Below are 21,239 nucleotides of genomic sequence, written 5' to 3'. Positions count from 1 at the left end.
TGCGGGCGGGGCGCTTTCCGGTTGGGATCAGTGCTCATCGACATCGAGGGCGATGATCGCCTTCGCGAGCTTACGGAGGTGTTTCAACTGTTTCGAGGTGGATTCGTCGAGGGCGCGGTCCTCGGCCTCGGCGACGATGGCCGCGAGCTTCTTCTGTGCCGTGCGGCCTTTTTTCGTGGCTGCGACAATCTGGCGGCGACGGTCCTTCTGGTCACGTTCACGCTTAACCCAGGAGTGCTTCTCCAGACCATCGATCAGACGGACCATGTCGGAGGCGTCGAATGCGAGTAGTTCACACAGGGCAGTCTGACTGGCCGCGGATTTCTCGACGAGGCAGGTAAGAACCCAGTACTCACGGAGTCCTGTTCCTTCTTGGGTGAGTGCCCCCTCGACCTCATCACGGGTGCGGCGGCGGAGCCGCTCCAATTGGAAGGATGGGGATTCGAGGAGTGCGGTGGGAACGACCGGTGTAGCTGCCATACCATTCATATTAGCCCCCTAACATGGCATATGGAAAACATTGGTCTGTATCCATGATTAGGTGTGGTGTGGCTCGTGGACGTAATTGCCCGCACTGCGGACATTAGGTGCCGGGGAGCTCCATCGGGAGTGCGGCGGCACGCCACGCTGACGTACCACCCTCGACGTTGATGGCATCGACCCCACGGTGACCCAGGTACTCACAGACCTGGGCGGATCGGCCACCGGACAGGCAGATGATGTAGAGCTCGCGGTCCTGGTCGAGCTCATCGAGACGGCCGACGATCTCGCTCATCGGAATATTGACGGCACCGACGGCATGCCCCTCGGCGAACTCGGTGGTCTCCCGGACATCGATGAGCTGAGCGTTGGCGGGGACATCGGTGGGTGAGACGGAATCCATGTGAAGACCTTCGGTTCGTAGGGGAGAGACGCCCGGAGGGTGCCCGGACGGGTGCAGAGATCGGACACCGGGAAGTCTACCCGCCGAATCGGTGCAACCTGCGGAATTGCGAAACCTGATGGGGAGATTCAGGGGTGGAGCGAACTGGGATGTCGGATTACGCCAATCGTTCTCTACCCCCACGCCATAGACTGACCACATGCAGGGAACCCATACCACGATGTTCAATTTCGGCTGGCCACTCGTGGTTGCTTTGGTCCTCCTCGTCACCGTCGCCGCCGTTCTCGCCAGAGTGGGGCGGACCGAACATGCGAGGCTCATTCCCTGGGCCGCGATCCGGGCGACGGTGCAGCTTCTGGTCCTCGGACTCATTCTCGACTTCGCTGTGAGCCACCTGTGGTCAATCATCCTTTTTCTCACCGCGATCACGTTGACCGCCGCCGAGACGGCGCACGGCCGAATTCTCGTCGCCCGCGGCGGAGGCAATCTGTCCCGGAAGAAACGTTCCCGGATACCGTTCAGCCAGCGGATCCGGGAGATCCTAATCCTCACCGTTCCCGTCGGATTGGTGCCATTCCTTCTCGTCGCTGCGCTGCTTCTCGCGGGGATCCTTGATCTGCGGGGACTGGCAGTCATTCCCGTGACCGGCATTCTGATCGGGCACGGCATGGCGGTTTCGGCACTGACCGGACGACGGGTTCATGAGGAACTCCGGTCCGGGCGGGGTGAGGTCGAAGCCGCACTTGCCCTCGGATTCACGGACACTCAGGCCCGGATGCTCGTGGCGGAGCGGGCCGCCAGCGCGGCACTCGTGCCGACCATGGACACCACCAGGACCGTCGGGATGGTCACGATTCCTGGGGCATTTGTCGGCATGATCCTGGGCGGAGCGACGCCGATGGAAGCGGGCATAATGCAGTTGTTCGTGATCATCGCGATTCTCGCCGTGTCCACGGCCGCGCTGATGATCACCGAGTATTTCGTTGTCTGGCGCCTGCTCTGACCGTCACATCGACCGGCTTCAGGCGTTCGAGCCGGATTCCAGGTTGGTGGGGCGGTGAAAATTCCCGCTGGGGTAAAGCAGTCTGTGGGGTGGTTTACGTCGTGGAAACGCAGAAGAAACAATCGGCATGGGCCTTGTCCCTCACCGGGGATGGGGGACAAAGGAACACAGTCTTCCTGCGTTTCGTGCATATTCTCGTCTGCTCCGCATCCATCACAGCCAGAACAACAGGGGCGGCTGCCGCACAACCCCTGCCATCAGTTTCTGTGGCAAACCGGAATTGGTGTGTCGGGCATACGGTCGTACGACAACCGCCTAGTCAGATTCCTTGTGGCGGTGGGGCCAGCCCCGCTTACTGCGGGAGTGCTGCTCCTTCTTCGGTGGAGTCGGAGGTACAGCCGGTGACTGGCCGCCGGTGGCGGACAGATGCCGGAGCAGATGCTCTTGCTGTTCAGTCATCCGGCTGATCTGGCCCCGGAGTTGGTCGATTTCACAGCGCAGCCCCTTGAGCTCCCGCGTGACCGCCCGCTGCTGGTCCTGCAGCGCGGCAGTGTCCTCGTCCTCGACCTGTTGGACCAGCCACGACGCGAACGTTGCGGTGACGACACCGGCGACCGCGATACCACCCAGCATCACGGCGATTCCTATGTACCGGCCTCCGGTGGTCACCGGGGTGATGTCGCCGTAACCGACCGTTGTCACCGTCACTATCGACCACCAGACGGCGTCGAAGAAGGTGGTGATCTGCGACTCGGGGTTACCGTGCTCGACGTCGTAGATGGACAGTGCGGAGATCAGGATCAGTAGTACCGAGGCCACGCCGGTGTAGGCGGCCACCGTGACCCGCTTGTTCGACGCCGAGAACCGCTGGACCAGGAAGATCACCGGTAGGATCCGCAGCAGCCGCAGCGGCCGGAACCAGGGCAGCACCACCAGGAGGAACTCGTGGAAGTGCCGCCAGAACCACCGGATGCGGGCCTCCGCGAGATAGAGCCGGGTGATGTAGTCCACGATGAATGCCCACCAGGTCAACCACATGCCGTACTCGGCGATGCGGGTCCAGCGGGCATCGGCTCTGCCGATGGACGCCCAGATGAAGAGGATGAGGAAAATGATGGAGACGATGATCATCGGCCCCTCGACCCGTGCCTCCCACCGCTGTTGCGGTGGGGCGTCATCTGGGATCTCAGGGTGGAAGACCGTGAGATAGGCGTACTTCAGGCGGGCAGGGAAGGACACTCCCTGATCCGGGTCCGCTGTTGTTCCGGTGCTCTCGTCTGGGGTGGCGGGCATGACGATCAGTGTGCCATGCCCGGTTCGCTAACCCTTGTAGCGCTCGACGGAAGCCTGCAGGATCTGCTCGGCCTCGGACTTGTCGCCCCAACCGGCCCCCTGAACTTCTTTACCGGGTTCCAGATCCTTGTAGTGGACGAAGAAGTGCTCGATCTCGTCGCGGAGGAAGGTGGAGACGTCGTCGATGTTCTGCAGATGATCGAAGCGCGGGTCGTCCAGGACACAGAGCAGCTTGTCGTCGCCGCCGGCCTCATCCGTCATCTTGAACACACCGACGGTGCGGGCTTTGACGATGACACCGGGAAAGACGGGCTCGGGCAGGATGACCAGTGCGTCCATCGGGTCGCCGTCTTCGCCGAGGGTGTGATCGATGAAGCCGTAGTCGGCCGGGTAGGCCATCGGGGTGAACAGGTAGCGGTCCAGGTAGACCTTGCCCGTCTCGTGGTCGACCTCGTACTTGTTGCGGGAACCCTTGGGGATCTCGATAGTGACTTCGATGCTCATGGCGTGTGTTGCCGTGTTCCTTTCCCTGCGGCACCTCGTGTCCGGGCGGCGAGCCGTACCGGAATCAGCGCGCAGGATCGACTGCGGTGGTTGTAATCGGGGCCGAGATCATCCCGGGCCCGTGATCATCCCCATCCTAGCCTTGGCGGTGTGCGGTCCCGTCGGGGTGCACTAGGATCATGCCCGCAACACCGTGACACGGTGGCCGACGGTCCGGGACAGACGGACCCGGTGGAACCTCGGGAAGGCATGACATGACGCTCAAGGACTGGTGGTGGGTGACCTCCGCGATCCTCGTGGTGGCATTCGCCGGTGGCGTGGCTACCGTCGCCGTGGCCCGGGATGGTGCCAGCCGTGAGTTGAACCACGGTGCTGCCCTCGAAATCCAGGTCCCCGCAGAGCCGTTTACCCCGATCCTCACAGATGGAGACGCCAACACAGTTCCAGACACCGCCGACCTCGTAGCCAGACTCGACGGACTCGCCACAGACCCACGACTCGGGCACCTGGTGGCCTCTGTCACGGATGCCACCACCGGTACCGTGACCTGGGTGAGAACCCCAGACCAGGAGGTGCGCCCTGCGTCGACGGTGAAGATCCTCACGGCGGTCGCAGCACTGCTCACCTTTGGTCCGGAGCAGACGGTGACCACGAGGGTCGTCGAGGGAACCGAACCCGGTACCGCAATCCTCGTTGGAGCTGGTGACGTTGATCTGACCGCGGCGAAACTCGATGATCTCGCCGCTCAGATCCGGGCCGGAATGCCCGGTGATGCTCCGGTCGACGTCATGGTGGACACCTCCCGCTGGTCCACGGACACGTTTGCTCCCGGATGGTCCAGGGAGGATATCGAGGCCGGTTTCATTGCCCCGATAGAACCGGTCATGGCCGACCGTGGATTGCTTGACGCTACCGTCAGTCATGGCCCACGTAGCGCCGAGCCCGCAATGGATGTTGCACGCAGGCTCGGAGAGCGGCTGGGGGGCGGACATTCAGGCCACGTCACAGCCCCCGTCGAGGCTCGTGAACTCGCCTCGGTGACCTCGGAACCCCTCATCGACCGGCTCCGTCTCATGATGCGTGACAGCGACAACATCGCAGCCGAGGCTATCGGGCGTGAGGTCGCACTCGCCCGGGGCCTGCCGACGGACAGTGCCAACGCCGGACGCGCTGTGCTCGACACCCTCCGTGAACGGGGAATCAACGTCGGCGGTGCCCGTCTCGATGACACTTCGGGGCTTTCCGAATCAGATGCTGTCTCACCTGCGCTTCTTGACGCCGTCCTCACTGCTGCGGTGCGGGGCACCGAGCTTCGGGCACTGTTGGACACCCTGCCGGTTGCCGCAGCCACCGGCACACTGAGCAACAGATTCGGGGACCGGGCAGGTCGTGGCTGGGTCCGGGCGAAGACCGGAACCCTCACCGAGACCTCCGCGCTCGCAGGTACGGTAACCTCGGAAAATGGACGTGTCTACACCTTCGCGTTTATCTCCAACGACTCTGCGATCCTGCCCGCCAGAGAAGCTCTCGATACACTCGCCTCCGCGCTCCGGAGTGGGTGACCGAGGTGCCGCCCCGCATCGGTGATGTACCTTTGCCCCGTATCTGTCCGCGCTTCCTCACCCTCAGAGTGGCCGTCCGACGCTTCGCCAGGGGCGGGGGCCCGGCGGTGCTTGGGGTATCTGGAGGCCCGGACTCCCTGATGCTCGCGGCAGCGGCACTGGCTGAAGACGTAGCTGTTCACGCGGTATGCGTCGATCACGGTCTGCAGCCGGGTAGTGGTGCACAAGCTAGCCGGGCGGCGGAACAGAGTCGTTCGATGGGGGCGACGGCAGAGGTTGTCGCCGTTGACCCGGCCGCATTCGCGGGAAGCCTGGAATCGGCGGCGCGGGACGCCCGTTACAGCGCACTCGCGGAGGTGGCCCGAAGAATCTCGGCACCGGTGTGGGTCGGGCACACTCTGGACGATTCCGCCGAGACGATGGTGCTCGCGGCACTCCGGGGAATCTCCGGTGGATTGTCGGAGGAGGGGACGGTTCCGGGAACCGCGGGAACGAACGCACCGGTTTCACTTCTGCGACCATTTCTCCGGGTCCGTCGCGCGGACACCGTTGGTGCCGCCCAAGAACTGGGTCTCACCCCGTGGCAGGATCCGCACAATGCGGATCAGGGGTTCCGTCGGGTGTCGGTACGCGGGCGGATCATCCCCGCGCTCTCCGAAATGATCGGAGGTGATGCGGTTCCCCCTCTCGCGGAGGCGTCGGCTAAGGCGACGGAGGACGCGGAATTGCTCGATGCACTCGCCGCCGACGCGCTCCGGAGACACCGGGACCACTCCGGGTGCACCACCCCAGGTTCCCTACCGGTGAGCGTCGGCGGCGAACATCCCGCACTACGACGTCGGATCCTCGCTCATTTCCTCCGCGCCAACGGGGCGGTGGTGACCGCACGCGGTATCGCAGGCGTCGACACGCTTTTGACGGATTGGCACGGACAGGGTCCGGTCGCGGTGGGAGGAACCTCCGACGGGCGCAGGTTGGTTGTGATGCGGCACAATGGCATTCTGACTGTGAGCGCGCGCTGACGGACACCCGGTGACTGGGTTCCCCGAATGGCGGGCGAACGACGACGAAGGGTCGACACACACCATGCATGAACAGAAGAACATCCCGGTCCCCGACGGTGCCTACGGAACCGACGTGGAGAAGGTCCTGGTTAGTGAAGCGGATCTACAGCGCCGGGTGGCGGAGATGGCTGCGAAAGTGTCCGCGGAGCATGCCGATGATGAGGACGATCTCATCCTCATCGGGGTGCTCAAAGGCGCGGTTTTCTTCATGACTGATTTCGCCCGGGCACTCACCATTCCCTCCCAGATGGAGTTCATGGCGGTGTCCTCGTACGGAAATGCCACTTCATCGTCCGGAGTGGTGCGGATTCTGAAGGATCTTGACCGGAACATCGCCGACCGGAACGTCCTCATCGTGGAGGACATCATTGACTCCGGGCTCACTCTTTCCTGGCTGCTCAAGAACCTGAAGAGCCGAGGACCGAAAAGCCTCGAGGTCATTTCCCTGCTCCGCAAGCCGGAGGCTGTCCGGGCGAAGGTGGAGTTTTCCGATATCGGGTTCGACATCCCCAACGAGTTCGTTGTCGGTTACGGCCTCGACTATGCCGAGCGCTACCGCGACCTGCCTTACGTGGGCAGGCTGCACCCCAGCGTCTACACAGGCTGACCTCAACCCGCGGGTTTCCGCGGCCACGCGGGTATCCTGTGTGTGAACTGCGGCGGAGAAGATCCTTCCGGCGCGGGACGCCCACCCGTATGCTGTCCGTGCTCCACAACGACTTGAAAAGAAAGGGGCCGGTGTTCGCCGCCCGACCGCACCCGGTCGGACCGCCGCCGGCTTGGCTTGTGAATGGATAACAAGAAACTACTGAGGATCGGTGCCGTCGCCGCGGTCATCTTCATTGCCCTGTATGTGATGACCGTTTTGACCGATGACACCCGTAGCTACCGCAAGGTGGATACCTCCATCGCGTTGGCGCAGCTCGATGAGCACAATGTCAAGGAGGTTCAGATCGATGACCGGGAGCAGCAGCTCCGGCTGAAACTCAAGGATGAGATCTCCGTCGAGGAACACGACGGGATCAGTGAGATCATCGCGGAATACCCGGCCCGGACTACGCCGATCATCTTCGACAAGGTGCAGTCCGCTGAGGCGGAGAAATACACGACCAAGGTCACCCGGGAGAGCTTCATTGGCTCGATGCTGAGCGTTATGCTCCCGATGCTCATCGTCTTCGGTCTGTTGATCTTCTTCTTCTCCCGTATGCAGGGGGGCGGAATGGGCATGCTTGGTATCGGCGGTTCCCGGGCCAAGCAGCTCAACAAGGACATGCCCACCAATACCTTCGGTGACGTCGCCGGCGCTGATGAGGCGGTTGACGAACTCCACGAGATCAAGGACTTCCTCCAGGACCCCTCGCGCTACGAGGCACTGGGTGCGAAGATCCCACGTGGTGTCCTCCTCTACGGACCACCCGGAACCGGTAAGACACTGCTGGCTCGCGCTGTCGCCGGTGAAGCGGGTGTGCCGTTCTACTCCATCTCCGGTTCCGACTTCGTCGAGATGTTCGTCGGTGTCGGTGCCTCCCGGGTCCGTGACCTGTTCAAGCAGGCCAGGGAGAACAGTCCCTGTATCATCTTCGTCGATGAGATCGATGCTGTCGGACGTCAACGGGGCTCCGGTATGGGCGGTGGGCACGATGAACGTGAGCAGACCCTCAACCAGTTGCTCGTTGAGATGGACGGATTCGGTGACCGTGAGGGGGTCATTCTCATTGCCGCGACCAACCGGCCTGACATCCTAGACCCCGCTCTCCTGCGACCCGGTCGTTTCGACCGTCAGATCCCGGTCACGAATCCCGATCTCAAGGGTCGCGAGATGATCCTCAAGGTTCATGCAAAGGGCAAGCCCCTGGCCCCTGACGCAGATCTGAACTCCCTCGCCAAGCGCACCGCCGGTATGTCCGGCGCAGACCTGGCCAATGTTCTCAATGAGGCCGCCCTGCTCACTGCGCGCATCGGCGGCAACGTCATCACCGCAGATGCGCTAGAGGAAGCCACTGACCGCGTCGTTGGCGGCCCCCGCCGTTCCAGCAAGATCATCTCCGAGCACGAGAAGAAGGTGACCGCCTATCACGAGGGTGGTCACACGCTCGCCGCTTGGGCGATGAAGGACATCGAACGCGTCTACAAGGTCACCATTCTTGCCCGCGGTCGTACCGGTGGACACGCCATGACCGCAGCCGAGGACGACAAGGGTATGTACAACCGCTCCGAGTTGTTCGCCCGCCTCGTGTTCTCGATGGGTGGTCGCGCCGCCGAGGAACTGGTCTTCGGCCAGCCCACCACCGGAGCGTCCTCCGACATCGAGCAGGCAACCAAGATCGCCCGCGCCATGCTCACTGAATACGGAATGTCACCTGAACTCGGCACCGTCAAATACGGCGAGGAACAGGGTGACCCGTTTTCCGGTCGTGGTGCAGGCGGAAGCCTTGACTACTCTCCGGCTGTGGCCGCCACGATCGATGAGCAGACCAGGTATCTTCTGGACAAGGCTCACCGCGAGGCATACCTCATCCTCCGGGACAACCGGGAAACCCTCGATCGCCTGGCGGAAAAGCTTCTGGAAAAGGAGACTCTGCGCCGCCCCGACCTCGAGGCATTGTTCACGGACATCACCCCTCGCGACGGGGTGGAGGTTTTCCGGGGTGAGGACAACGACTTCCCGCGACAGATCGGCCGTGAGCCGGTGAAAACCCCAACGGAACTCGCGATCGAGCGAGGTGAAGAGCCCCCGAAGAAGTTCTCTCTCCTAGAGGCATCCAAGGCGGCCCGTGCTCGCCGTGAGAAGCAGCTCGCTGCCCTCGGTGGTCCCGCTCCGGTGCAGAATCCCCACGGGGATCCCGCACCCGGGGGACAATCGCAGCAGGAGGGGGGCGGCAGGTCGGCATCGCAGGAGAATACCGTTTTCGGATACGGCGACACCACCGGTTCACATCCGGTGGGCCCAGTTCCGGAGACTGCGAACACAGCCGGCAGGCATTCACTCCCGCAGCAGAACAACCCCTCCGGTGAGGCCGATGTCAGTGCCCCGACCTATGGCGGAACTCCGCCGCCGCCAGGTTGGTCCGCCCCGGGCTGGCCGCCACGTGACGGTTCCCGTCCCAACCCGTACGCTTCCGACACCGGGAGCCGGACGCCCGCACCGCAGCCGACCGGAGAACACCCCGGGGTAGCTTTCTACGGTCCGGGCGAACCTGCCGACGGAGTGGAGGGCCTGCAGACCTATACCGCACCGAGCGGTGACGGTGAACTCATCGGTTTCCGGCTCCCCGATCATGAGCAGCCGGAGCATTCCCCGGAGAAAAAAGATACCAGGGACACCGCATCTGAAGCTCCATCCTCCAGCCCGAATGATGTCATCGGACTCGGAGACGTGACCAGGGAACCTCCCCGGGAGGACAATGATGAGCGTCGGGATTGATCATGATCGTGCCGTGGCTGCCGTCAGAGAACTACTCCTGGCAGTGGGCGAGGATCCTGACCGGGAAGGACTCCGGGAGACCCCCGATCGCGTCGCCCGGGCATACGCGGAAATGTTTTCAGGGTTGCACGCGGATCCCTCGGAGGTTCTCGCCAAGACTTTCAATGAGGACCACCAGGAACTTGTTCTCGTCCGGGACATTCCCATTTACTCGACATGTGAGCATCATCTCGTCCCATTCTTCGGGGTAGCACACATCGGCTACATCCCCGGAAAATCCGGGCGTGTCACCGGGCTGTCCAAACTCGCCCGACTCGCGGACCTCTACGCCAAGCGGCCGCAGGTGCAGGAGCGCCTGACACGGCAGGTGGCTGACGCTCTTGTGCAGCGCCTGGATCCGCAGGCCGTTATCGTTGTCCTTGAGTGTGAGCATCTGTGCATGGCCATGCGAGGTATCCGGAAACCCGGTGCCACGACGATGACCTCCGCGGTGCGGGGTGGATTCCAACGCAATGCGGCCTCCCGTGCCGAGGCCCTGAGCCTTATCCGGGCGAAACGGTGAGCCACATCACCGACTATTGTCCGGGTCGCCAACTCCCAGAGGAGCTGCCGTCCCGTGACAGGTGCCTGGTCATCGGCATAGTCAACGTGACCGAGGATTCCTTTTCCGATGGTGGCCGTTACCTCGACCCCGGTGTCGCAGTGGCTCACGCGCACGAACTCGTCGCACTCGGTGCGGACATCATCGACGTGGGGGGAGAATCCACGCGGCCCGGTGCCGTCCGGGTTGATCCGGAGGTGGAACTCCGGCGGATCACTCCGGTGATTCGTGCCCTCGCGAAGGAGGGAATCCCCACATCGGTGGACACGATGCGGGCACGCGTGGCCGCCGCCGCAGTGGAGTCCGGTGTCTCTATGATCAATGACGTCTCGGGTGGGCAGGCGGATCCTGACATGTTCCGCGTCATGGCCCAATCGGGGCGCCCGGTCTGTCTCATGCACTGGAAGACCGTCCGTTTCGGGGACGCCGCAGGAGCTGCGCACACTGACGGTGACGTTGTCACGGATGTACATCGGAGACTCGGAAGGCTCGTCGAGGAAGCGCAGGAAGCCGGAGTCAAGCCGCAGAACATCATCGTCGATCCAGGACTCGGTTTCGCCAAGACAGCGGAGGACAACTGGGCGCTGCTCGCTGCACTGCCTGAGTTCACGTCAGGGCCGTACCCCGTTCTCGTCGGAGCTTCCCGGAAACGGTTCCTCGCGGCGGTGCGGACGGATCGGGGTCTCACCGGATCCGCCGATCCCGCCACTGCGGCGGTGACCACGCTGGCCGCCCACCATGGGGCCTGGGCGGTCCGAGTCCATGACGTTGCCGTCTCCAGGGACGCTGTCGATGTTGCTGCGGCGTGGCGGTCAAGGGGTGGTCAAGGGGTGTCCGAAATGTGTGAAAACCAACTGGAAGGACGGGGTTTACCCGAACATGGCTGACAGAATTGAACTCAGGGGACTGAAGGTCCACGGACGTCACGGGGTTCTCCCCGCGGAACGTGCCGGTGGACAGGAGTTCATCGTCGATGTCGTGTGCTGGCTGGATTTCTCTGCCGCCGCAGCGGGAGATGATCTCGCGAGGACCGTCGACTACTCAGAACTGGCGGAACTGGCGCACCGGATCGTTTCGGGAACCCCCAGGGATCTCATCGAGACCGTCGCAGCGGAGATCGCCGATTCCGCGATGGGACGATTCACCCAGCTCTATGCGGTCGAGGTGACCGTGCACAAACCGAACGCACCTATTCCCCTGGACTTCAGGGATGTTGCAGTGGTCGCCCGCCGTTCCCGCGGCGGTCGGGGTCAGGGGCCGTCCTGATGCGGGCCGTCCTGTCCATCGGAGCCAATCTCAATGAGGCCGCGGGTACCGTCTCCGGAGTGTTGAGGCATTTCGCCCCTGAAACCGTCGCCGTTTCCCCCGTGTACGACACTGCTCCGTGGGGCGTTACGGACCAGCCCGACTTTGCCAACGCGGTTGTCGTCATTGAGACCACCGGAACCCCGGAGGAATTGTTGGACCGATGCCAGGAACTCGAGAATGCAGCAGGTCGAATCCGTGAGGTCCGTTGGGGACCACGAACCCTCGACGTGGATATTGTTCAGTGCACGACGGACAACGGAACTGAGGTGACCAGTGACACGGCACGTCTGACATTGCCGCATCCGCACGCCCATGAGCGTGCGTTCGTCCTGGTCCCCTGGTTTGCCGCCGATCCCGGTGCCCGGTTGAACGGCGTACCCATCGGTCAGCTCATCGAAGGCCTCGCCGCGGAAGACGTCGCGGGGGTCCGGTTACCGGGAGAACATTCCGGGGAGTGCGCGCGATGAAGACCACCCCGATTCCCCTTCTCGTGTTGACTGCACTATTCTGCGCTGGTGTATCGGGGATCCTGACCTGGCGATTCTATGCCATGCTCATCCCGATCTCTGTGACGGCCTCCGCCACGCTGTGGATCATGGCGGGGCTTTGTGGCGTGCTGGCATGGCGGGTTCGCACGTATCTGGAGAAGGGCAGGATCGGCCTGGACCGGAGCCAGTTGAACCCGATTACCGTCGCGCAGTGGCTCGTCATCGGGAAGGCGTCAGCGTGGACAGGCAGTGTGGTGGGAGGCGCCTACCTGGGAATGGCAAGTTACGTGATCCCGAGGTCCGGGATGTTGACGGCGGCAGCGGATGACCTTCCAGGAGTTCTGCTCTCACTTCTCGGTGGGGTTGCGATGGCCACTGCCGGTGCCGTCCTCGAACGGAGCTGTGAAGCCCCGCCGCCACCGGACGGGGAACCTGCGGGCGCGGTGTAAAACGGCGATCATTGTCATTCAGGTGGTGTCGTCCCTGCGTGCCTGGGCAACAAGGCCGTTTCCTTTAGTACATTGGTATCCATGACCGACACCGACGAGACCGTGACACCCCCCGGCTCCACCGCGGACCAGGCGGTGGAGGAGACCAGTGACCGGTGGCAGATCGCACTGGTTGTACTGGTTCTCCTCGCAGTGATCGCTGTCGTGGTGATGCTCTTCACCGGGAGTGACATCGCACTGAAGATCGGTGTCGTCGTCGCCCTCTGGGCGGCGGTCCTCGGTGTGTTTCTCGTCTCCCGGTACCGTGGGCAGGTTCTCGCGGAACGTCGGGACAGGAAACTCGCGGACCGGATGCATGAAGAGGAATTGGAACGGGAGATCGCGGTTCACCGAGAACAGGAACTGATCCTCGAGCAGAGTTTCCTCGAATCGCTCGATGAATACCGGGATACGACTCTCGCGGAGATTCGGGAACAGCTTGATTTCATGCGTGCTCAGCTTGAGGCGCTGAGCGGCCAGACGTGGAGCTATGAACCCGCTGCCCTCCAGGCGGAAGCCCGCCGGATTCAGGAGTTGCTGTCCGGCCCGTCCGGGGCTGAGGCTCGTGAGGTGCACAGTGGTCTTTCCGGGGAGGTGCCGCCGGACATGGGAGACGGAGTCGAGGACGGACAGGCGGCAGACGTCGAGGAAGTTGAGGTGGTTCCTGAAACTACGGCCTCGGCCACCGGTGCAGTAACTTCCACTCAGGCTGGGAGGATGTCTCGGGAGATACGGGATACGGGCACCCCGGAGGCTTCCGAATCTGGCACGACGGAGGTCGAAGCGGCTCCTGAAGAGCAGGGCGCTGTAGCGGCTCAACCGGAGTCCTCGCAGGAGGACACCCCAGACGAAGACACCACGGGGGCGTTCGCACCGGTGAGCAGGCCATCTTGGCTGACCTCCCCCTCGGCGATGAAGCCTAATCCGTTGATCACCGGTGAAGCAGGTGTGGGAGGAACCGTACCTGTGGATGCCAGTTACCTGATCGCCGGTGGTGGACGGCACGAGACCCCCGGAGGGGAGTCGGCAGAACATTCCTCGGCGGACACGGGAGACGAGACCTCCGCGTCGCGTGACAATGACGGCTCCGTCCGTCACGGTGACGCACAGAAGAAAGGCTTTGACACCGGTGCCATGGGGGCGGTGCCCTGGGATGCCACGGGCAGCTCGGCGGCACGACGGGCGGCACACGCAGTGGAAACTGGCGGGGGAGCAGTGGACGAGCAATCGACGGAGCGGCGGCACGGACGTCGTCGGCGTGATGAACGTGGTGGGGTGTCTGTCGCTGAACTGCTGGAGCACCTCCGGGAGAATAAGGCTGACGATCAGTGACCGCTCCGCGACTGCGGGTGGGGTTCTACGGTACAGGCGGGATCGCTGCGGGACTGGCTGAACGGTTGAATGGTGTCGGGCACCGGGTTGAGGTCGTTGTTGATCCCGTGCGTACCGATATCGCATCGCGTTTCGGTGACTGGGGGCGAGTGGAGACGGATGTCGATGCGTTGGGCAGGTGTGATCTCATCCTGATCTGTGTTGCCGATGAAGATCTCACGGATGCCGTACGCAGCCTCATTCCGCATGTGAACTCCCGGCAGATGGTTGCCCACCTGTGTGTTTCGGTAGGGATTCGGGTACTGGATCCCCTCGCCACGCATGTCGCACTGGTGATGGCGCTGTATCCCGCGGTGTATCCAGTCGGAACTGCGGATACGGCGGGTGTTCTTCGAGACAGTGATGAGTTGGAGGGTGCTCCGTGGATCGTGACCGCAGATCCCGGAGCGCCCGAAGGCGTCGCGGAGGTGTTCGTCGCGGAACTTGGCGGTTGGATGGTGAATGTCCCGGACAATGAGCGGCCCGCGTTTGCTGCCGGGTTGCAGCATGCGACGGAACACCTCATGAGTGTATTCGACGACGCCTGTTCGATGATCGACGAGGCGTATTTCCGTAGCGGTGGTCCGAGGGAGGGGATCGGTAGAGCACTACTGCGCCGGACATCGCTCAGGATGCTTGAAATTGCTCTCGTGGATCCGGATCACAATGTCGCGGGGCCCGTCTACCGTGCTGCTGCGGATACGGTCCGTCGGCAACATGATTTGGGTATTCCGGATGGTGCGGCGGCCCGGAGCTATCGCGATCTGGCGAGGCGAACCGCGGAGCTCACTCCGTTCGGTGACATCGACATCGAGTTGTGGGCTGACGGTGATGCCGGAGGGCCTGCACCACGCGAGGAATGACCGATTTTACCCCTATTTTGGGGAAATCTTTCGTAGAGTATCTTTTGTGCTGGTCATCACAGGTTGCATAGGCATAAACAATGTCATCTCGCGCTAACGCCCTGTGTCGTGTGGGTTTCTGCGTCGGACCGTGACAGTCGTATCCCGGTTGGACTGTCGCCCTTGATCCTGAAACACGAATTTCAGATACCGGTTTTACCTAGGCTCTTAGGTGTGCAACTGACCCGGTTCTCCGATCTGGCCCTACGGACGCTCATGCGTCTCGGCGAGGGATCCGCCATCGATGGACCACGAATGACGGTCGCGGAACTCGCTTCGGCGGTGGAAGCACCCGAAGGGCATGTCGCCAAGGTCGTGTCCCGTCTCGCCCGGATCGGGGTTGTCCGGAGTCTCCGTGGACGGACCGGCGGTGTCGTCCTTGAGGACTCCGCCGCCGCCCGCAGCGTCGGATCTCTTCTCCGTGAGCTGGAACCTCAGACACCTGTGATCGACTGCATCCGACCGTCGCCCTGCCCCTATCTGGAGGGCGACTGCCTGTTGCGGCACCGGCTGGCGGACGCCACGGAGTCGTTCTACCGGAGCCTCGATGATCTCCGTGTTGCGGATCTCATCGCCGATGCGTCCAAGGCGCGGGGAAAGCCCGTGGCGCTGGGTCTACCGCACACACCCTGACACCCATCCACGCGGACGTCGATAGCCCGAGACCCCGCCGCAGACCATTCATAAAGGAGCGCCCAGCTCATGTTCGTGACCACCCAGCCCGACACCTCCCGCACGCTGTCCGAGAAAAACGCCGATATCGTCCGCGCGACCCTCCCCGTGATCGGTGCGCACATCAATGAGATCACCCCGATCTTCTACGACAAGATGTTCACCGCGCACCCGGAGCTGATCAGCGATCTGTTCAACCGGGGCAACCAGGCCGCAGGCGAGCAACCCAAGGCGCTCGCCGCGTCGATCGCCACCTTCGCCACCATGCTCGTCGATCCAGACGCCCCGGACCCGGTCGAGATGCTCGGCCGGATCGGTCACAAGCACGTCTCCCTCGGCGTAACCCGCGACCAGTACCAGATCGTCCACGACAACCTCTTCGCCGCCATCGTCGACGTCCTGGGCGACGCGATCACCCCGGAGATCGCCGGCGCCTGGGATGAGGTCTATTGGCTCATGGCCGATGTGCTGATCGACTTCGAGGAGGACCTCTACGCCTCCGACGATGTCGAACCAGGCGAGGTATTCCGTGATGTCACAGTCACCGAGAAATACGATCTCCCCGGTGACGCGACCGTCTACACCCTGAGCGGTGACCTCTCGGTCCCGCGTCCCGGCCAGTACACCTCGGTCGGCGTGAAACTGGACGACGGCGCGCGTCAGCTCCGCCAGTATTCCATCATCGGCGGCGACGCCACGAAACTGACCATCGCGGTCCGCCGTGAGGGTGAGGTCTCCGGATTCCTCCGCGACCGCGTCAACGTCGGTGACACCATCCAGGCGACCCTGCCCGCCGGTGACCTCGTCCTCGACGATGCCGATAACCCGGTCGTCCTCGTATCCTCCGGAATCGGGTCCACCCCGATGACCGGCATGCTGTATCACCTCGCGACAACCGGTTCCTCGCGCCCGGTGACCGTCCTGCACGCGGACATCGACGAGGAACACTTCGCACAGCGCGAGCAGATGGCCGCGTACGTCGCCGAGATCCCCGGCGCCACGATGGAGGTCCGTTACCGCACCAACGGCGATCGGATCGATATCGCGGAGCATCTGCCCGCCGGTGCGACCGTGTACCTGTGCGGCGGAAACGGCTTCCTGCAGGCACTGCGCGACCAGATCGCGGCTCTACCGGCTGATCGCGCCCCGAAGGCCGTGCACTTCGAGCTGTTCTCCCCGAACGACTGGCTCATCAGATAGTCCTGCCCGAAGGGTGATCGGTACACACGTATCGACTACGCTGGCGTGGTGTGACTGACACGAAGAAGAACCCCGCCGTGACCACGCCCGACGCCGACGATGTTCCGGAGCAGCTCCGCATCCGCCGTGAGAAGCGGTCCCGGCTGCTCGATGGTGGCGTTGAGGCATACCCCGTGGAGGTGAAGCGCAGCACGTCCATCGCGGACCTGCGGGACCGCTACCGGGTTCTTCCCGAGGACGCCGATGACGCCGCCGCCGTCGCGCGTGAGGACGGCGTGACCTACCTGTCCAAGGGCGGTGAGACCCGGGACGTAGTCTCGATCGCGGGCCGCGTCATCTTCGTGCGCAACACTGGAAAGCTCTGCTTCGCCAGTATCCAGGATGGTGACGGAACCCAGGTGCAGGCCATGCTCTCGCTCGCGGAGGTCGGCGAGGAGGCACTGGCAGGCTGGAAGAGTGACGTCGACCTCGGCGACTTCGTGTCCGTCACCGGTCGTGTCATTTCTTCCCGTCGCGGGGAACTCTCCGTCATGGCGTCCGAATGGCAGATGGCCTCGAAGTCGCTGCGCCCCCTGCCCGTCGCCCACAAGGATCTGAGCGAGGATACCCGCGTCCGGCACCGCTACACAGACCTGATCATGCGGCCCGCAGCCCGGGAAAACGCGCTCACCCGGATCAAGGTCATGCGTGCACTGCGCCATCATCTGGAAGACGAGGGCTTCCTCGAAGTCGAGACCCCGATGCTCCAGACCCTCCACGGTGGTGCAGCAGCGCGTCCCTTCCAGACCCACTCCAACGCGCTTGATATTGATCTCTACCTGCGTATTGCGCCGGAGCTCTACCTCAAGCGTTGCGTCGTCGGCGGAATCGACCGAGTCTTCGAGGTCAACCGGAACTTCCGTAATGAGGGCGTTGACTCATCCCACAGTCCCGAGTTCGCCATGCTGGAGACCTACCAGGCGTGGGGTACCTACGACGACGGCGCGGAGACCATAAAGAATCTCATCCAGGCCGTCGCCACCGAGGTGTTCGGCTCCACGACGGTCACCCTCGCTGATGGCACCGAGTATGACCTCGGTGGGGAGACATGGCAGACCCTCGAGATGTATCCCTCGCTCAATGAGGCTCTCGCCCGTAAGTTCCCCGGACAGCCCGAGGTCACCGTGGACAGCACCGTCGAGGAGCTGAAAGCCATCGCGGAGGTAATCGGTCTCCCCGTCCCGCAGAACGCGGGTTGGGGCCACGGCAAGCTCGTCGAGGAGATCTGGGAGGTGCTCTGCGAGGATCAGCTCTACGGCCCGGTCTTTGTCCGGGACTTCCCTGTTGAGACGTCTCCGCTTACTCGCCAGCACCGTGATAAGCCCGGCGTCACCGAGAAGTGGGACCTCTACGTCCGTGGATTTGAGCTGGCGACCGGCTACTCCGAGCTCATCGACCCCGTCATCCAGCGTGAACGCTTCGTCGATCAGGCCCGGCTCGCAGCCGACGGCGACGATGAAGCGATGGTTCTCGACGAGGACTTCCTCACCGCCATGGAGCAAGGCATGCCCCCGACCGCAGGCTGCGGAATGGGGATCGACCGTCTCTTAATGGCCCTGACGGGCCTTGGTATCCGGGAGACGATCCTGTTCCCGATGGTCAAACCCGAGTCCAGGCACTAGAACTGTGCTGCTGCAAACTCTCCGCTGAGAACTTCCGTGGCATTCAGCGGAGAGTTAGGCATTGACTTAACCACGTGAACGGTGCGGGGACGCTTCAGTGATGTGAAAGTAGTTTGAACAGGCACCACCACAGGCGGCGTAGCGGGAAGAAAACGGTACTTCCCGTTACTTAGGTAATCACTGGCTTGACACACCGGTTGATCTACAACAGTGTTCTCCTTACACCTATGGTTGTTATGCGGTGACCCCGGTTTGCGCGGTCGTTGTACATGGCAGATAGCTGCTGGTTGGAAAGGGGTAGCTTTATCTACCGGCTCCTTGTCACCGTATAAGTAACGATACTGGAGCTGGTTATTCCCAGTGATTGTGGTTTCACGATGGCGTTGAAATGTTAAGAATCCGCCAATTGGAAGATCAATGATGACTGCGTGGATACTTTATTCGAGTGGGCGTCCGATGGGGAGAAAAGTCTCGAATATCCGGATCACTGATGCTTGGACATACGCAAGCGTCGAATCTGCTGAGGGGCGAGACTCGAGATAACCATCTGGGGGAAGATCAGATTTGTGAAACTTACCTGGGACATGCGTGACGTTCCAGGTCTCTCTCGCCTGCAACAGGCGCGTTGGTGCGGCCGGAACAGTCCATCAATAGTTTCGGGATTTACCCAATGGTACTGGAACAGGCGGTGCGAACTGTATGACCGGTTCCATGGGGCGGGTATCTGATGAGAATAACTGCTGTTGAGTTTGCGCCAAGCGATATAGTGCCAGTTATCTATCCTTATATAAATTCTATAGCTCCTATTGAAAAACTCCAATCGTGCCATCGCTATGCCTGCGGCTTGAGGTTCCTTTTGGCTCGATGGAGGGGACGTTTCCGGAAATGGCCAGAGGGGTCTCATGTAACGTTTCTTTGTTTACAGGGGGATGGAATCCTCTGGATATAGATGTCATAACGGTGGAAATTTACGTTCTCCTATCTGTCTTACGATAGGTGCTTGCCCGGGGTGTCGGTGTCGTCTAATGGGTGTAAAAGGTGGCGGAACTAATTTTTTGCTGACAGTGGGGAATCTTTGTTTTCTACATTCCCTTTGTAAGGTTTTTTGCTTTAGGGGTTTACTTTAAATAGTGCGATGAGGGGGTGGTTGGGGCAACATTCGGAATATATGAGGGGGCTATTCTCGTTGTGGTTCTGGAAATTCTTATTTCTTGCTCTGTATAAAGTGATTGGCGTTAGGTCATTTTCGGCAATCCAGATGTGTTATCAGGTGTGTCTCAGGTGTGACGGTGGGGGTCGGGTAGGGATAATCCTACTGTTAGGCATAAGTGTGAAAAAGAAGAAGTGGTACATATTTCCTTATCCATAAAGAGCATGATGATATTTGCTACCCGTGAAAAAACGTATGAACAAGTCAAAATTTTGGTAGCACGATATTAGAGCTGCAGTATGCTGGAGCAATACTCTTATATGTGATTTACGTCACGTATCAAGTTTAGTAAAATATTATGATTTCTGAAAGTGTGTGGGGAATCTTCAGAATGTGAAGCAAAAATCGAGCGTGTAGCGCTGGCTTAGGTTGTGTGTCTCGAAATATGCTACTGGAATTTTATTTTAACGATATATAGCGTTTTCGTTGAATTAGTGTCTGGAATGTCGAAGTTTCTGACCATGGAAAGCTTAGATGGCTGGCCATGGTTGAGGGCTGTGACGGATTGGAAGGGTGTGCTTATGGCGCAAAGATGGATCTTATTATCGAGGATGGTTGCGGTGGCAACCGTCCTCTCTCTTGCATTTTCTTTGCTTGTTGTACCGAAATTATCTGTGGTCCGTGCGGACGAGGGGGCTACCGTCGCGGTCCCGCACTTAGAATCACCCGCAATACTTCCACCCACAACTGCAAGCGGTTTTCCGGAGGGGGACATTGGTTATATTTTCTATCTCTCAAAACCTGGCGAACCGCCCTTTGATCCAAAAGACTATCCGATCGAAGAATTGGTGAAAAAGGATCTCCGGTGGGCTGCACTCTTGAATGTTAATCTCCCGAATGGTGGGATTACAAAGGCCTATTGTGCAAATCAGCCGATCCCACACCGAGTAGGGGAGCATAAAATTGACCATCTGGGGAATCACAACATCCCCAATGATGAGAAGGTCAAATGGATTCTTGATCACGGCTACCCCGAAGTGTCACTGGCTGACCTTGAGCGAGCAGTCGGAGTCTCGGGGCTGGACGAGAAGGCTGCTGTAAGTGCTACGCAGGCCGCAATCTGGAAGTACACCAACCCAGATGTTCCGGAACCTGTGTGGATGAACCTTTATCCAGGTGAACAACATCCGCTTGATTTTGTGAAGGGTAAAGATAAGAGGAACCTCGAAAAAGTTCGAGATTACCTTTACAACGGCGCATCTACCGCGAAAAAACCTGAGCTGTTCAGCTTGAAGCTGGATCCAGCCGTGGACACGGGTGCAGCAGGATCCGATGTCGGATCTTATTCGGTGGCAGAAGCTGGTGCCGACGCCAAGCTCACACTTGAGGGTGCACCAGAAGGGATCGAACTGGTTAATTTGGCTACCGGCAAGGCTGTGGGTTCTACGGTCGAGGTTTCAAAGGGCGATAGGTTTACTGTGCGTGTTCCTCGCGCCACGGCAGCCGGGGAAGCGAAGCTGGTACTGACAGGAACCGGAATCGTTACCGCAGGAATGGGCCTCGTCTACTCAGGTACCGAACACGGCCCCGCCCAAGAGCTGGTTGTCGCGAAAAATTCCGCTCCCGTCTCGCAACGCTTCGAGGCGAAGGTGTCGTGGCGTAGCG

General features: G+C 61.3%; 20 protein-coding genes. 16 read left to right on the top strand and 4 right to left on the bottom strand.

The genetic code is table 11. From position 1 onward, the window contains the following. Nucleotides 1-27: 27 nt before the first annotated feature. Together QWU43_RS10045 and QWU43_RS10040 are read right to left on the bottom strand one after the other, a co-directional pair. The gene (locus QWU43_RS10045; protein ID WP_370915561.1) at nucleotides 28-480 is read right to left on the bottom strand and encodes a MarR family winged helix-turn-helix transcriptional regulator; all 453 of its coding nucleotides are present in this window, start codon (nucleotides 478-480) and stop codon (nucleotides 28-30) included. A 103-nt stretch (nucleotides 481-583) separates the two neighbouring features. Beyond that, on the bottom strand, nucleotides 584-883 hold the full coding sequence (locus QWU43_RS10040; protein WP_370915562.1) for a rhodanese-like domain-containing protein: 300 nt from the start codon (nucleotides 881-883) through the stop codon (nucleotides 584-586). Nucleotides 884-1,082: 199 nt separating this feature from the next. On the opposite strand from QWU43_RS10040, the gene QWU43_RS10035 reads away from it, so the two are divergent. Continuing rightward, entirely contained in the window at nucleotides 1,083-1,886 is an 804-nt protein-coding gene (locus QWU43_RS10035; protein ID WP_370917764.1) for an ABC transporter permease, read from the top strand. Nucleotides 1,887-2,201: 315 nt separating this feature from the next. On the opposite strand, the gene QWU43_RS10030 is transcribed toward QWU43_RS10035, so the two are convergent. Both QWU43_RS10030 and QWU43_RS10025 read right to left on the bottom strand, forming a co-directional pair. Continuing rightward, the gene (locus QWU43_RS10030) at nucleotides 2,202-3,179 is read right to left on the bottom strand and encodes an ion channel (protein WP_370917763.1); all 978 of its coding nucleotides are present in this window, start codon (nucleotides 3,177-3,179) and stop codon (nucleotides 2,202-2,204) included. 27 nt (nucleotides 3,180-3,206) lie between these two features. Further along, entirely contained in the window at nucleotides 3,207-3,683 is a 477-nt protein-coding gene (locus QWU43_RS10025; RefSeq protein WP_370915565.1) for an inorganic diphosphatase, read from the bottom strand. A 254-nt stretch (nucleotides 3,684-3,937) separates the two neighbouring features. On the opposite strand from QWU43_RS10025, the gene dacB reads away from it, so the two are divergent. From dacB to QWU43_RS09950, 15 genes are all read left to right on the top strand, one after another. Further along, nucleotides 3,938-5,245 (top strand): D-alanyl-D-alanine carboxypeptidase/D-alanyl-D-alanine-endopeptidase, encoded by a 1,308-nt coding sequence (gene dacB / locus QWU43_RS10020; RefSeq protein WP_370917762.1) that lies wholly within the window; start codon nucleotides 3,938-3,940, stop codon nucleotides 5,243-5,245. A 5-nt stretch (nucleotides 5,246-5,250) separates the two neighbouring features. Beyond that, nucleotides 5,251-6,267, top strand: a complete 1,017-nt coding sequence (tilS, locus tag QWU43_RS10015; protein WP_370915588.1) for a tRNA lysidine(34) synthetase TilS — start codon at nucleotides 5,251-5,253, stop codon at nucleotides 6,265-6,267. A gap of 64 nt (nucleotides 6,268-6,331) precedes the next feature. Continuing rightward, the gene (gene hpt / locus QWU43_RS10010) at nucleotides 6,332-6,916 is read left to right on the top strand and encodes a hypoxanthine phosphoribosyltransferase (protein ID WP_370915567.1); all 585 of its coding nucleotides are present in this window, start codon (nucleotides 6,332-6,334) and stop codon (nucleotides 6,914-6,916) included. A gap of 183 nt (nucleotides 6,917-7,099) precedes the next feature. Next, entirely contained in the window at nucleotides 7,100-9,733 is a 2,634-nt protein-coding gene (gene ftsH / locus QWU43_RS10005) for an ATP-dependent zinc metalloprotease FtsH (protein WP_370915568.1), read from the top strand. Then, a complete protein-coding gene (folE, locus tag QWU43_RS10000) occupies nucleotides 9,717-10,295 on the top strand; it encodes a GTP cyclohydrolase I FolE (protein ID WP_370917761.1) in 579 nt (192 codons plus the stop codon). Before ftsH ends, folE begins: the two co-directional genes overlap by 17 nt. Before the next feature lie 5 nt (nucleotides 10,296-10,300). Continuing rightward, nucleotides 10,301-11,221 carry a dihydropteroate synthase gene (gene folP, locus QWU43_RS09995; protein ID WP_370915589.1) on the top strand — a complete coding sequence of 307 codons (921 nt, stop codon included), beginning with the start codon at nucleotides 10,301-10,303 and terminating at the stop codon, nucleotides 11,219-11,221. Next, nucleotides 11,214-11,600, top strand: a complete 387-nt coding sequence (gene folB, locus QWU43_RS09990; RefSeq protein WP_370915570.1) for a dihydroneopterin aldolase — start codon at nucleotides 11,214-11,216, stop codon at nucleotides 11,598-11,600. Before folP ends, folB begins: the two co-directional genes overlap by 8 nt. Beyond that, nucleotides 11,600-12,109 carry a 2-amino-4-hydroxy-6-hydroxymethyldihydropteridine diphosphokinase gene (gene folK, locus QWU43_RS09985; RefSeq protein ID WP_370915571.1) on the top strand — a complete coding sequence of 170 codons (510 nt, stop codon included), beginning with the start codon at nucleotides 11,600-11,602 and terminating at the stop codon, nucleotides 12,107-12,109. Before folB ends, folK begins: the two co-directional genes overlap by 1 nt. Continuing rightward, nucleotides 12,106-12,579 carry a DUF3180 domain-containing protein gene (locus tag QWU43_RS09980; RefSeq protein ID WP_370915572.1) on the top strand — a complete coding sequence of 158 codons (474 nt, stop codon included), beginning with the start codon at nucleotides 12,106-12,108 and terminating at the stop codon, nucleotides 12,577-12,579. The genes folK and QWU43_RS09980 overlap by 4 nt, the downstream gene beginning before the upstream one ends. A gap of 81 nt (nucleotides 12,580-12,660) precedes the next feature. After that, nucleotides 12,661-13,950, top strand: a complete 1,290-nt coding sequence (locus QWU43_RS09975) for a DUF6779 domain-containing protein (RefSeq protein ID WP_370917760.1) — start codon at nucleotides 12,661-12,663, stop codon at nucleotides 13,948-13,950. Continuing rightward, nucleotides 13,947-14,852, top strand: coding sequence for a DUF2520 domain-containing protein (locus QWU43_RS09970; RefSeq protein ID WP_370917759.1), 906 nt, complete (start codon nucleotides 13,947-13,949; stop codon nucleotides 14,850-14,852). The genes QWU43_RS09975 and QWU43_RS09970 overlap by 4 nt, the downstream gene beginning before the upstream one ends. Nucleotides 14,853-15,065: 213 nt before the next feature. Then, nucleotides 15,066-15,524 (top strand): Rrf2 family transcriptional regulator, encoded by a 459-nt coding sequence (locus QWU43_RS09965; RefSeq protein ID WP_370915575.1) that lies wholly within the window; start codon nucleotides 15,066-15,068, stop codon nucleotides 15,522-15,524. A 69-nt stretch (nucleotides 15,525-15,593) separates the two neighbouring features. Then, on the top strand, nucleotides 15,594-16,763 hold the full coding sequence (locus tag QWU43_RS09960) for a globin domain-containing protein (protein ID WP_370915576.1): 1,170 nt from the start codon (nucleotides 15,594-15,596) through the stop codon (nucleotides 16,761-16,763). A 50-nt stretch (nucleotides 16,764-16,813) separates the two neighbouring features. Beyond that, nucleotides 16,814-18,424: a lysine--tRNA ligase gene (gene lysS, locus QWU43_RS09955; protein ID WP_370915577.1), complete on the top strand. Its 1,611-nt coding sequence runs from the start codon at nucleotides 16,814-16,816 to the stop codon at nucleotides 18,422-18,424. Between the two features lie 1,770 nt (nucleotides 18,425-20,194). Next, the coding region (locus QWU43_RS09950; RefSeq protein ID WP_370915578.1) for a thioester domain-containing protein at nucleotides 20,195-21,239 on the top strand (1,045 nt) is incomplete at its 3' end.

The sequence above is a fragment of the Corynebacterium sp. CCM 9204 genome (genome assembly GCF_041357695.1).
Taxonomy (GTDB): domain Bacteria; phylum Actinomycetota; class Actinomycetes; order Mycobacteriales; family Mycobacteriaceae; genus Corynebacterium.
Note: the sequence above shows the minus strand (reverse complement) of the source record. Positions and strands in the feature narration are given on the sequence as shown.